Annotated in this window: 13 protein-coding genes; 3 read left to right on the top strand and 10 right to left on the bottom strand. The window is 64.8% G+C overall.

Features of this window, described 5'->3' with window-relative positions:
• Positions 1-141: 141 nt before the first annotated feature.
• The 8 genes from kdpB to gloB all read right to left on the bottom strand — a co-directional run bounded on the left by kdpB (position 142) and on the right by gloB (position 6,592).
• Positions 142-2,193 (bottom strand): potassium-transporting ATPase subunit KdpB, encoded by a 2,052-nt coding sequence (gene kdpB, locus ACZYTC_RS26665; protein WP_488990949.1) that lies wholly within the window; start codon positions 2,191-2,193, stop codon positions 142-144.
• 12 nt (positions 2,194-2,205) lie between these two features.
• Positions 2,206-3,915 (bottom strand): potassium-transporting ATPase subunit KdpA, encoded by a 1,710-nt coding sequence (gene kdpA, locus ACZYTC_RS26670; protein WP_441771427.1) that lies wholly within the window; start codon positions 3,913-3,915, stop codon positions 2,206-2,208.
• Positions 3,916-4,113: 198 nt separating this feature from the next.
• Positions 4,114-4,212 (bottom strand): K(+)-transporting ATPase subunit F, encoded by a 99-nt coding sequence (gene kdpF, locus ACZYTC_RS26675; RefSeq protein WP_195826137.1) that lies wholly within the window; start codon positions 4,210-4,212, stop codon positions 4,114-4,116.
• A complete protein-coding gene (locus ACZYTC_RS26680) occupies positions 4,209-4,334 on the bottom strand; it encodes a hypothetical protein (protein ID WP_434954898.1) in 126 nt (41 codons plus the stop codon). Before ACZYTC_RS26680 ends, kdpF begins: the two co-directional genes overlap by 4 nt.
• Positions 4,335-4,602: 268 nt before the next feature.
• Positions 4,603-5,004, bottom strand: coding sequence for a PIN domain-containing protein (locus tag ACZYTC_RS26685; protein ID WP_434954899.1), 402 nt, complete (start codon positions 5,002-5,004; stop codon positions 4,603-4,605).
• A gap of 5 nt (positions 5,005-5,009) precedes the next feature.
• The gene (locus ACZYTC_RS26690; RefSeq protein WP_434954900.1) at positions 5,010-5,240 is read right to left on the bottom strand and encodes an AbrB/MazE/SpoVT family DNA-binding domain-containing protein; all 231 of its coding nucleotides are present in this window, start codon (positions 5,238-5,240) and stop codon (positions 5,010-5,012) included.
• Between the two features lie 68 nt (positions 5,241-5,308).
• Positions 5,309-5,737 (bottom strand): cupin domain-containing protein, encoded by a 429-nt coding sequence (locus ACZYTC_RS26695; protein WP_488990950.1) that lies wholly within the window; start codon positions 5,735-5,737, stop codon positions 5,309-5,311.
• Between the two features lie 87 nt (positions 5,738-5,824).
• Positions 5,825-6,592, bottom strand: coding sequence for a hydroxyacylglutathione hydrolase (gene gloB / locus ACZYTC_RS26700; RefSeq protein WP_434954902.1), 768 nt, complete (start codon positions 6,590-6,592; stop codon positions 5,825-5,827).
• Between the two features lie 114 nt (positions 6,593-6,706).
• Here gloB and ACZYTC_RS26705 point away from each other — a divergent pair, with 114 nt between their 5' ends.
• Entirely contained in the window at positions 6,707-8,194 is a 1,488-nt protein-coding gene (locus tag ACZYTC_RS26705; protein WP_441771425.1) for an HAL/PAL/TAL family ammonia-lyase, read from the top strand.
• Positions 8,195-8,357: 163 nt separating this feature from the next.
• Positions 8,358-9,212, top strand: a complete 855-nt coding sequence (locus ACZYTC_RS26710) for an amidohydrolase family protein (protein WP_488990951.1) — start codon at positions 8,358-8,360, stop codon at positions 9,210-9,212.
• Between the two features lie 10 nt (positions 9,213-9,222).
• On the opposite strand, the gene ACZYTC_RS26715 is transcribed toward ACZYTC_RS26710, so the two are convergent.
• Positions 9,223-10,677, bottom strand: coding sequence for a M48 family metalloprotease (locus ACZYTC_RS26715; RefSeq protein WP_434954905.1), 1,455 nt, complete (start codon positions 10,675-10,677; stop codon positions 9,223-9,225).
• A gap of 22 nt (positions 10,678-10,699) precedes the next feature.
• The gene (locus ACZYTC_RS26720; RefSeq protein WP_488990952.1) at positions 10,700-11,341 is read right to left on the bottom strand and encodes a thermonuclease family protein; all 642 of its coding nucleotides are present in this window, start codon (positions 11,339-11,341) and stop codon (positions 10,700-10,702) included.
• 255 nt (positions 11,342-11,596) lie between these two features.
• Between ACZYTC_RS26720 and ACZYTC_RS26725 the strand changes: the two genes are divergently transcribed.
• Positions 11,597-11,935, top strand: a complete 339-nt coding sequence (locus ACZYTC_RS26725; protein ID WP_434954907.1) for a P-II family nitrogen regulator — start codon at positions 11,597-11,599, stop codon at positions 11,933-11,935.
• The last annotated feature ends 4 nt before the right edge of the window (positions 11,936-11,939 follow it).

An 11,939-nucleotide genomic window follows, 5' to 3' on the forward strand; every position in this document is an offset into this window, starting at 1 on the left:
CTTGGAGCGCGAAAACGGGATTGCCTCGGAAGGCGGGAGCCCTCCCCGTGGGGAGGGGCAGTGTATGGGCCTGGGATCGGTGCTGGCCGGACAGAGCGAGCCAGCGGGCCACGCTCCATCCGTTCCTCATGCGCATCGCCGTCACACCAGATGCAGGGCGGCGACGACCAGGTCGATCAGCTTGATGCCGACGAACGGCACCAGCAGTCCGCCGAGGCCGTAGACCAGGAGGTTGCGCCTAAGCAGCGCGGCAGCGCCGACCGGCCTGTAGGAGACGCCTTTGAGGGCCAGTGGGATCAGGGCGACGATGATCAGGGCATTGAAGATCACAGCCGAGAGGATGGCCGACTGGGGCGAAGCCAGGTTCATGACGTTCAGCGTACCGAGCTCGGGATAGGTCGCGATGAACAAGGCCGGGATGATGGCGAAATATTTGGCGACGTCGTTGGCGATCGAGAAGGTGGTGAGCGAGCCACGCGTCATCAGCAATTGCTTGCCGATGCCGACGATCTCGATCAGCTTGGTGGGGCTGGAGTCGAGGTCGACCATGTTGCCCGCTTCGCGTGCCGCCTGAGTGCCGGTCTGCATGGCGACGCCGACATCGGCCTGGGCTAGCGCCGGCGCGTCATTGGTGCCGTCGCCGCACATGGCGATCAGGCGGCCGCCCGTTTGCTCCTTGCGGATATAGGCGAGCTTTTCCTCAGGCGTCGCCTCGGCCAGGAAGTCGTCGACACCGGCCTCGGAGGCGATCGCGGCGGCGGTGATCGGGTTGTCGCCCGTCACCATGACGGTGCGGATGCCCATCGAACGCAGCTCGGCGAAGCGCTCCTTGATGCCGGGCTTCACCACGTCCTTGAGGTGAACGACACCGAGGACGCGGCTGCCGTCGGTGACGCCGAGGGGCGTGCCGCCCGTGCGGGCCACCTTTTCCACCGCCTGCCGGAAGGCTGATGGTGCCGCCTCCAGCGTGGTGCCGGCGAACTTCACGATGGCATCGACCGCGCCCTTGCGGATGGAGCGTCCGTCGATGTCGATGCCCGACAGGCGGGTCTGGGCGGCGAAGGCGATGGTGGTGATTGCCTTGCAGGTCAGGTCCGGCTGAGTCAGGCCATATTCGCCCTGGGCGAGCGCGATGATGGAACGGCCCTCGGGCGTCTCGTCGGCGAGGCTGGCCAGGAGCACGGCCTCGGCCAGATCCTGTTCGCTGACGCCCGGCACCGGCAGGAACTCGGTCGCCATGCGGTTACCGAAGGTGATGGTGCCTGTCTTGTCGAGCAGCAGGGTGTCGACGTCGCCGGCGGCCTCGACCGCGCGACCGGAGGTCGCCACCACGTTGAAGCGGATCAGGCGGTCCATACCGGCGATACCGATGGCCGAAAGCAGGCCGCCGATGGTGGTGGGGATGAGGGTGACCAACAGCGCCACCAACACTGTGATGGAGAGCAGCGTGCCGGAGTAGCCGGCAAGGCCCCAGAGCGTGACCACGGCGATCAGGAAGATCAGCGTCATGCCCGACAGCAGGATCGACAGGGCGATCTCGTTGGGGGTCTTCTGGCGCTCGGCGCCCTCGACCAGCGCGATCATGCGATCGATGAAGGAGGAGCCGGGCTGGGTGGTGATGCGCACCTTGATCCAGTCCGACAGCACCTGCGTGCCGCCGGTGACGGCGGAGCGGTCGCCGCCGGATTCGCGGATCACCGGGGCGGATTCGCCGGTGATGGCGCTTTCGTTCACCGACGCGACGCCCTCGATCACCTCGCCGTCGCCGGGGATGAGATCACCGGCTTCGACGATGACGATGTCGCCAACCACGAGCTTGGTGGCGTCGATCACCTGGAAGTTTCCCAAGGCGGCCGCGGCCGAAGGCATGCGCTTGGCCTTGAGGTCGGACTTGGTGCGCTTGAGGCTCTCGGCCTGCGCCTTGCCGCGCCCTTCAGCCACGGCTTCGGCGAAGGTGGCGAACAGCACGGTGAACCACAGCCAGGCGGCGATCTGGGCGCTGAAGCCGACGCCGGCCCCGGCGAAGGCGTCACGCAGGCTGAGCACGGTGACCAGGGCGGCCACGACCTCGGTGACGAAGATCACCGGATTGCGGACGAGCAGCCTGGGATCGAGCTTGACGAAGGCATCCTTGATCGCCGGCAGCAGGATGGCCGCGTCGAACATGGAGGGGGAAGTGGGTTTGGAAGACATGACAGCCGTTCCTTAGAAAGTTTTGCCGGCGAGCATGACGAAGTGCTCGACGATCGGCCCCAGCGCGAGCGCCGGGAAGAATTGCAGGCCGCCGACGATCAGGATGACGCCGACCAGCAGGCCGACGAACAGCGGCGTGTGGGTCGGGAACGTACCGGCCGAGGCAGGCACCTTGGTCTTGGCGGCCAGGGAGCCTGCAATCGCCATCACCGGCACGACATAGGCAAAGCGTCCCAGCAGCATGGCGATGCCGAGCGTGGCGTTGAACCAGGGCGTATTGGCCGAGAGGCTGCCGAAGGCCGAACCGTTATTGGCGGTCGTCGAAGTGTAGGCGTAGAGCAGTTCAGAGAGGCCGTGCGGGCCGGCATTGCCGAGCTGCGACAGGGCGAAGGGCGCCATGGCCGAGATCGCAGTGAAGCCGAGGATCGCGGTGGGCAGGATCAGGATCGCCATCACGGCGAATTTCATCTCGCGCGACTCGATCTTCTTGCCGAGGAACTCCGGCGTGCGGCCGACCATCAGGCCGGCGATGAACACGCTGAGGATGGCAAAGACGATCATGCCATAGAGGCCCGAGCCGACGCCGCCAGGCAGGATTTCGCCGAGCTGCATCAGAAACATCGGGATGAGGCCGCCGAGCGGGGTCAGCGAGGAATGCATGGCGTTGACGGCGCCACAGGAAACGCCGGTGGTGACGGCGACGAAGACGGCAGTCATGGCCTGGCCGAAGCGGATCTCCTTGCCTTCCATGTTGCCGAGGGCCCCGTCGAGGCCGAGATGCGCCAGGATCGGATTGCCCGCCGTTTCAGACCAGTAGACCACGGCGGCGCCGGCGATCAGGATGACAGCCATGGCAGACAGCAGGGCCCAGCCCTGGCGGCGCACCCCAACCATCTGGCCAAAGGTGTAGGTCAGGGCCGCGGCGATGGCGAGCATCGAGAAGATCGACAGGTAGTTGGCGAGAGCCGTCGGGTTCTCGAAGGGATGGGCCGAGTTGGCATTGAAGAAGCCGCCACCATTGGTACCGAGCTGCTTGATCGCTTCCTGGCTCGCCATCGGTCCCATGGCAATGGTCTGCTTGGCGCCTTCCAGCGTGGTGACATCGACACTGGCCTGCAGGGTCTGCGGGATGCCCATGGCGACGAAGGCAAGCGCCACGATGATGGCGATGGGCAGCAGCACATAGAGCGTGGAGCGGGTGAGATCGACCCAGAAATTGCCGAGCGTGGCCGCGCTCGAACGTGCAAAGGCCCGGGTAAGGGCGATGGCAAGTGCGATGCCGGTGGCGGCCGAGACGAAATTGTGCACGGTGAGCCCAGCCATCTGGCTGAAATGGCTCATGGTGCTTTCGCCGGCATAGTTCTGCCAGTTGGTGTTGGTGACGAAGCTGATTGCCGTATTGAAGGACAGATCCGGCGGCAGATTGTCGAAACCCTGCGGGTTGAGCGGCAGATAGGCCTGCAGCCGGAAGATCGCGTAGAGCGAGGCGAAGCCTGCCATGCTGAAAAACAACATGGCGAGCGTATAGGCGAGCCAACCTTGCTCCCGGGCGGGATCGATGCCGGAAAGTTTGTAGAAACCCTTCTCGATGGGCGCCAGGACGGGCGAGAGGAAGGTTCTCTCACCGGTGAAGACACGGGCCATATAGGCACCCAGTGGCTTCACCGCTATGAGCACCAGGGCGAACAGAAGGATGATCTGAAGCCATCCGTTCAGGGACATGGAAATTCTCCAAAAGAGCACGGGCCCCGCCAATTCTCTCGCGAGAACGGTTTCTCTCGAGAGAGCGGCGTGGGGCCCGGAAAAGAGGGGACGAGCAGGGAGCGGGGCCGTTTCCCGATGAGCCGGCCCCGCTCCCGTCACGCGCCATCGCGCCGGCGCGGGGGCGGCCGGCGAAGAAAGGCGGTGAAGCCGTAAAACTCAGAAGCGTTCGGGGCGCACCAGCGTGAACACGAGATAGGCGCCGAGCAGGACGGCCACGAGGAGGCCAAGGAGGGGATCGAACATGATGCGCCTCACAGCCTGTCGAGGACGCGGGCATAAAGGACCATCAGGAACAGGCCACCAAGCCCCAGCGCCACATAGGCAAGATCTAGCATGACAAAACTCCAACCCGATTGGGCATGGGTCTGGTTTGCCACCAAAGCGCGTCAGGGTTCGATTCCGATTATCGGGCCCCGGCATAAGGAAAGTGTAAGGATGGGCCGGGTCGTCGCCGGGGCTGGAGCAGGGCTAACACTTCCCAGTTGCGTTGGCATAAGAGAGCGCCGGATATACGGAGTGTCAGCCTCACAGCTCCATCAGGTGATGGAGCAGGGGTGACATCCTTTGCCGGCAAGCGCTTTTTTCAAGATGTCATCCAGGAGGCTGACACTCCAAACTCCTTCGAAGGAAAACACAACGATCGTGCTAAGGCAGAAATGGATTGACGATCCGCAGGCGCCCGTCGATGAACAGGCCGTTCTGCATGTCCTCGGACCACAGCCTGTCGCAGTTGCTCGTCAGGGCTGCCGCGACGATCATGGCATCGTAGACGGAGAGCTTGTAGCGTTCGGCTAGGTCGATCCCGGTCCCATGGATCTCGACGGTGTTGGGCACCACCTGCAATAGGCTGCGCAAAGGCGACAGGAACTGCCGCGTTTCCTGCCATGACATGGCGAGTTTGCAGCGGGTCACATTGGCGATTTCGTTGAGGACCTGAACGCTGATCGTGCCGCCCGCGAGGAGGAGCTTTTCTGCCCGATCCGCCTTGCTCGTATCCGACGAGGCCAAGTAAAGCAGGATATTCGTGTCGAAGAAATCACCGGGCATCGGCGCTATCGCGCATTTGCTTCATCACGGTCGAAGGTGAAATCCGCAGGCAGCCTTCCGCGAAACGCCCGCAACCGGCGCAGCAACTCTTCGCGACCAGGCTTGCGGGCGATTTCCAACCGACGCTCTTCGGCGATATGGACTTCGATCTCGTCGCCCTCTTTCAACTGGAGAGCCTCGACCACGACGGCGGGGATGCGAACAGCCAGGCTATTGCCCCATTTAGCGACCTGCATGAATATGGCTCCGGATATACATGCTGTAATATGTATAGGGTCTGGTCGCCCGTCAACCTCGTCCCAAGCTATCGCGTGCCCGGCGCCCAGTCCGGCGGGGCCAGCTCGAAGCCTTCGAAGCGGAAGCCGGGGGCAACCGTGCAGCCGACCAGGGTCCAGTCGCCGAGGCTACGGGCCGCCTGCCACACGCCCGTCGGCACCACGCCTTGTGGCCGCTGGCCGGCGTCGAAGTCGGTGCCGAGAATCAGGCGCTCGGTGGTCGCGCCATCGGCCGAGAGGTCGAGGGCCAGCGGCGCGCCGGCATGGAAATGCCAGATCTCGGCGGCGTCGACCCGATGCCAATGCGAACGCTCGCCCGCCTGGAGCAGGTAGTAGATCGCGGTCGAAGCCGCCCTGTCGCCGTGGAGAGTGCCGTCGGAGAAGGTGCTGACATAATGGCCGCCTTCGGGATGGGGCTGCATGTCGAGGAGGGCGATGATCTCGGCGGCGGTCGTCATGGTCATTCCTGTTGTTTTGCGAGGATATCGTGCCCGAGCGCTCCCACCGGTCGCGACAGGAGTATCCCGGTGCGTTCTTTTGCCCGATCAGAACCGGTTCTTGCGCTCGCGCAATTCGGTGAACACGGCGACAGGATCTGATCCCGCCAGCCCGATCGCCTCGGCAACGCCGGGATCGTCGGCACGCAGGAAGGGGTTTTCGCGCTTCTCGGCGCCAAGAAGGACTGGCAGGGTGAAGCGGTGGGCACCACGCTGCGCCTCGACCTCGGCGGCGCGCCTGGCAAGCGCCTGGTTGGCGGGATCGACCGTGAGGGCGAAGCGCGCATTGGCCAGCGTGTATTCATGTCCGCAATAGAGCTGCGTATCGTCGGGCAGGGCCCGCAATTTGAGCAGCGAGCGCCACATGTCCGCCGGCGTGCCCTCGAACAGCCGGCCGCAGCCGAGCGAGAACAGGGTGTCGGCGGCAAACAACAGCTTCTCCTGCCTGAACCAATAGGCGATATGGCCGACTGTGTGGCCGGGCGTGTCGATGATCTCGGCCACGAGGGAACCGACAGCGACGGTATCGCCTTCCCCGACCATCTCGTCGACGGCCGGGATGCGGTGGGCATCGGCCTTGGCCGCCACCACCCGGCAGCCATAGGACGTCTTCAACGCCTCGATGCCCTCGACGTGATCGGCATGATGATGGGTGACCAGGATGTCGGTCAGCCGCCAGCCTCGCCGTTCGAGGGCCGCTTCGATCGCTTCGGCCTCCGGCGCGTCGATGGCCGCGGTGCGTCCGGTCGCCTCGTCGTGGAGCAGTACGCCGAAATTGTCGCTCCGGCACAAGAACAATTCGATCAGCGCGCTCATTCTCACCCTCGCAGCATGCACATTTCCTTGGAGATGCGACTCCTTCTATGCGATTGGCGATGTTAGGTCACGCAAACGATGGCGCGGACCGATGGTGATGAAGGAGCCCAAGGAATGTCCGGCGAACCCGTGGTGATCGGCGATGCGCCTCTGACCATCGATGCGCTGACGGCCGTTGCCCGTGAGCGCCGCCCGGTCGTCCTTTCATCCTCTGCCCGCGAGCGCATCTGCGCGGCGCGCTCGGTGATCGAGCAAGCCATCGCCGAGAACAAACCGGTCTACGGCCTGACCACCGGGCTCGGCGCCGGCGTCGACACCCGGCTCTCGGCCGACGATCTCGCCGCTTTCCAACGGCGTGTCGCTTTTGCCCGCGCGGTCGGCGTGGGTGACGAAATGCCGGTCGCCGAGGTCCGGGCTATGATGGCGGCGCGTATTGCCGGCATGAGTGTTGGCCAGACCGGCGTGTCGCTCGCCGTCGTCGAGGCCCTGGCTGCTGCCCTGAATGCGGGCTTTCATCCCATCGTGCCGTCCATCGGCTCGATCGGGGCGGCCGACCTCGCTCCGCTCGCCCATATGGCCCTGGCGCTGCTCGGTGAAAGCGAGGCCGAATATCGCGGCGAACGCCTGGCCGGCGCCGAGGCGCTGCGGCGGGCCGGGCTGCAGCCGGTGCCGATCGGGCCGAAGGATGGGCATGCCCTCGTGGTGGCCAATGCCGCTTCCACCGGGCGCGGCGCCCTGGTGCTCGCGGAGGCGCGCCTGGCGCTCGATACGCTCGACCGCGCCGCCGCGCTGTCGATGGAAGCCTTCGGCGCCAATATCACGCCTCTGGCGGAAGCAGTGAATACAGCCCGTCCAGCTCCCGGGCAAATCGAGGCGGCCCGGACGATCTATGCCCTGCTGGCCGGCGGCCCACTCGGCGACAACAAAGCGAGCCGGCGGGTTCAGGACCCGCTGTCCTTCCGCTGCGTGGCCCCGGTGCATGGCGCCGCGCGCACCGCCTTTGCCGAGGCGGAGGCGATGGTGCTGCTCGAACTCAACCATTCCGGCGACAACCCGGTCATCGTCGAGGGGCAACTGGTTTCCAACGGCAATTTCGACATGACCGGCTTCACCCTGCGTTTCGAGGCGCTGTCGCAGGCGCTCTCCCATGTGGCGACGATCTCGGCCCAGCGCGCCCTGAAGCTGATGTCGCCCGTCTATTCCGACCAGCCGCGCTTCCTTACCCCGATGGGCCAGAGCCGCACCGGCTTCGCCACGCTGCAGAAAGCCATTGGTGCCCTGGAGGGCGAGATCCGGGCTCGAGCCCAGCCGGCGACCCTGGCCTTGCTGCACGCCGCCGACGGCGTCGAGGATCATGCCGCCAATGCGCCGGCCGCGGTGACCAAGCTCGGCGAAAGCGCGGCGCGGGTGCTGGTGCTGGCGGCCTGCGAGATGATGGTTGCGGCCCAGAGCATCGACTTGCGCGGCGCGGTCGCGCTGGGCGAGGGCACCGCGCATATCCGCGATTTCGTGCGCGCCCATGTCGAGCGTCTGGAGGAGGATCGCCCGAGCGGCCCGGACGTCTCCCGCTTAGCGGAGGCTATCCGGACGCGGGGCTGGTGAGAACGCAGTTCGCCTGCTGGTTGACCGCTCAATTGTCAGGCAATAGCATTGGCTCAACCAAAAAGATCAACGCCGTCGGGAGCAAAAGCGCGTTTAAGCGCAAACGCGCTTTTGCGGTTCTTGGTGATTCCACCAAATCGCAAAACGCCATAGGCCCAATATCATGCTCGACTACCCCATCATCGATAGCCACGTTCATCTGCTCGACCCGGCGCGCCTGGGCTATGCCTGGACGCAGGGTATCACCGGTCTGCGGCCGAAGGCAGTGCCGGCGGATGTGTTCGCTGCCGCCAAACCGGTCGAGATCGAGCGTTTCGTCTTCGTGGAAGTCGATGTCGATGCCGGTCAGCATCTCGACGAAGCCGCCTGGGTGACGGAACTTGCGGCAGCCGAACCGCGTCTCGGCGGCATGGTCGCGAGCCTGCCGCTCGAGCGGGGCGCCGCCGTCGAGCGGGACCTCGAACGCCTGCGCGAGCACAAGCCCCTGCGGGGCATCCGGCGGCTGATCCAGGGCCAGTCCGATCCGGAATTCTGCCTGCAGCCCGATTTCCTGGTCGGCCTGAAGCTGTTGGCCCGCCACGACCTGTCCTTCGACATCTGCATTTTACATCATCAACTGCCGAGCGTGATCCGCATGGTGCAGCAATGCCCGGATGTTCGTTTCGTACTCGACCATATCGGCAAGCCGGCCATCAAGGCAGGCGAGATGGAGCCCTGGCGCGCCGATTTGAAGCGGCTCGCAGCGCTGCCCAACGTCTATTGCAAGATTTCCGGCGTATGCACGGAGGCCGATCACCGCACCTGGACCCGCCAGGAGATCACGCCCTATGTCGAGCATGCCCTGGAGAGTTTCGGTTTCGACCGCGTGATGTTCGGCTCGGATTGGCATGTGCTGGAACTGGCGGGGACCTATCCAGACTGGGTGCATGTCGTCGACGAGATCGTGCATGACTGCTCGCCGTCGGAGCGGCGCAAGCTGTTCAGGGACAATGCGGCGGCGTTCTATCGACTCGGGTGAGGGGCTGCGGCTACTGCGTGACGACCTTGACCCGATCACCCGGCCTGACCGGGCTGGTTTCGTCGAAGCCGTTCAGCACGAGGAAGCGTTCCAACTGGTCCTGGGGGTCGGCCATGCGGGCTGCCAGGGATTGCAGCGTATCGCCCGAGCGCACGGTGACGATGTCGATATGCTCGGGGCGCACATTGCGCTGCTCTTCAGGTGTCATGCGCCGGAAGCTGTTGGCCGTTTCCTGGAACAGCGCATCGGTCGTGGCATTGAGATCGCGTGCTGCCAGGATCAGGCGATAGACGTCGCTGCCGAAGCGGATGGCATAGAGGCGGAAGCTCCAGTCCTGGCCGCGGGCGAGGGCTGTCGCCGCCTCGTTGCCGTTGATGCGCAGGGTGGAGACCGAGGCGGTATCGACACCGCTGATCCAGCCAGAGGCGAGATAATCGGACAGCGACTGGCCATCCTTGGTCTTCACCGTATCGAGGCGCAGCGCCCGGCCATTGCCGTCAATGCCGAGAATGGCTTGCGGCGTGTTGTCGAGGGTGAAATTGGGCGGGGAGGTGAAGGTGAAGGCCAGGCGCGGCTGCCAGAAGATGCGGCCCTGCACATAGCCCTGTGCAGGATCCTCGCCATAAGTGAGCCCGTCGATCACCGACAGATAGCGGAACTTGTCATGCTCGCCCGAACCAGGCGCGCCATATTGGGCAGCCTCGGTGTTGGCCTTGGCGATGCGTTCAGGCGTGGAGGGATGGGTCGACAGGAAGTCCGGCGTGGCCTGGCGCGAACGCGCCTCCACCTGCCGGCGCATCGAGGTCAGGAAGCGCGCGGCGCCATAGGGGTCGAAGCCGGCCTTGGCGATGGTGCGGATGCCGATCTCGTCAGCGTTCAATTCCTGCTGGCGCGAGAAGCTCGCCAGACTGTTCTGGCTTGAGGAAACCAGGCCGGGATTGTGCACCATGCTCGCCACCTTGGAGACGACCACGGACTGGCGCTCGCGATCGGCACGTGCTGCGGCATGGCGTGCGGAGACATGCGCCATCTCATGGGCGACCACCGCGGCGATTTCGGCATCGTCATTGGCGAGCGCCAGCAGGCCGCGCGTCACATAAAGCCGGCCGGAGGGCAAAGCGAAAGCGTTGATCGACGAGGCGTTCAGCACCGTCAGCTTGTAGGGAATGTCGGGCCGGTCCGACTGGGCGGCAAGACGCTGGACGAGATCGTCGAGATAGCGCTCCAGGGCGGCATTGCGATAGGCCCCACCATAAGAGGCGAGAACGCGGGCGCTTTCGCGGTCTTCCGCATTGGGAGGAGCAATGACGCGAGGGGCCTCGGCGGGGAGGGCCGCCGGCATGGCGCGCGCAAGCTCGCCCGACTGGTCGTTGTCGCCCACGGTGGCGCAAGAAGACAGGCCGAGCGCGACCGCCAGGGCGCAAACCCGCCACCAGTTCGGTTGTCTTGTCGCGCCCCCCAGCATCTCGCTCAGCTCTCCACTCCTTTCACGGCGACACCGGCGCGACCTGTTCGATCGCCGCCGGCTCGGTAATTTCGATGCGAGGCCCGTCGCGCATCGTCACGACACCGCGGGCCCTGACATAGCTGCCCTCAAGGGCAGCAGCGCTGAGACCGGTTGCCTCGAAACGTGGCCATTGTTTGGCGGGGATCGCCAAAGTCACGTCTTCGCGCCAGATTTTGCCGAAATCGATCCACACGGTCGTCTTCGTCACTCCAACATGCAGCACGCGTCCCGCCACGATGGCGAAGCCATCGTGGCGGGCAACGGCCTCAGGAGTCGCCGCATCGGCGACTGCATAGCCCGGTTCAGCCCAGAGGCCAAGCCGAGCCCGGCGGGCATTGTCTTCCGCAGTCATTAATTCTGTGTAACACACCTCTTCCCCGACGGAAGGTCGAATGCGCGCCAATCCACGAGCCGCGAGATCGGCCGCCAGGTCGCGCCCCTCCAGATAGAGCGCTCCCCGCAGGGCGCCGTGCCTGTCGGGGCCCGCCGAAGCCACCAGGGTGGCAGTGCCGTTGGTGAGATCGGGCAGGCGCAGCGAGGCCAGATCCACGCCCGCAAGCCTGATCTTGCGGCCGTCCGCGAGCAGGAGATGACCCTCGTCGCTTTTGCCGGCAATCGTCACATTCTCGCCCGCTTCCGCCGGGACTGAGCACGGATCCGCCAACGCCGTATGCACATTGCTTGAAAATATCGCAACGACGGCCATTGTGCCCAAAATTTGTGCATGCCTTGGCAAGCGAGTGGTCCTCACATGGCAGGAGGGGAATTTTTGTCGTGATTTTTCATGATGTTAGCATGGCGTTTCGCAGTTGGCACGCGGCTTGAAAGAGCATGTCCGACCGCCAAATCGCAAAACGCTTTAAGGGGATAGAACAGCATGAAAATAGTGATGGCCATCATCAAGCCGTTCAAGCTCGAGGAGGTGCGCGATGCCCTCACGGGTCTGGGCGTGCACGGCCTGACCGTGACCGAGGTGAAGGGATATGGCCGCCAGAAGGGGCATACCGAGATCTATCGCGGCGCCGAATATGCGGTGAGCTTCCTGCCCAAGCTGAAGATCGAGGTGGCGGTGCCGAGCGATCTCGTCGCCAAGGTGATCGATGCGATCTCGGCAGCCGCCAAGACCGGCCAGATCGGCGACGGCAAGATTTTCGTCACGCCGATCGAAACCGCGGTGCGCATCCGCACCGGCGAGCGCGACGGCGACGCGCTCTAGGTCC

It is taken from the genome of Labrys sp. F242 (assembly GCF_057813875.1).

Bases quoted from the DNA above. Each gene is read 5' to 3' on its own strand.
- kdpB (WP_488990949.1), bottom strand. From the start codon at position 2,193: ATGTCTTCCAAACCCACTTCCCCCTCCATGTTCGACGCGGCCATCCTG.
- kdpA (WP_441771427.1), bottom strand. From the start codon at position 3,915: ATGTCCCTGAACGGATGGCTTCAGATCATCCTTCTGTTCGCCCTGGTG.
- ACZYTC_RS26685 (WP_434954899.1), bottom strand. From the start codon at position 5,004: ATGCCCGGTGATTTCTTCGACACGAATATCCTGCTTTACTTGGCCTCG.
- ACZYTC_RS26690 (WP_434954900.1), bottom strand. From the start codon at position 5,240: ATGCAGGTCGCTAAATGGGGCAATAGCCTGGCTGTTCGCATCCCCGCC.
- ACZYTC_RS26695 (WP_488990950.1), bottom strand. From the start codon at position 5,737: ATGACGACCGCCGCCGAGATCATCGCCCTCCTCGACATGCAGCCCCAT.
- gloB (WP_434954902.1), bottom strand. From the start codon at position 6,592: ATGAGCGCGCTGATCGAATTGTTCTTGTGCCGGAGCGACAATTTCGGC.
- ACZYTC_RS26705 (WP_441771425.1), top strand. From the start codon at position 6,707: ATGTCCGGCGAACCCGTGGTGATCGGCGATGCGCCTCTGACCATCGAT.
- ACZYTC_RS26710 (WP_488990951.1), top strand. From the start codon at position 8,358: ATGCTCGACTACCCCATCATCGATAGCCACGTTCATCTGCTCGACCCG.
- ACZYTC_RS26715 (WP_434954905.1), bottom strand. From the start codon at position 10,677: ATGCTGGGGGGCGCGACAAGACAACCGAACTGGTGGCGGGTTTGCGCC.
- ACZYTC_RS26725 (WP_434954907.1), top strand. From the start codon at position 11,597: ATGAAAATAGTGATGGCCATCATCAAGCCGTTCAAGCTCGAGGAGGTG.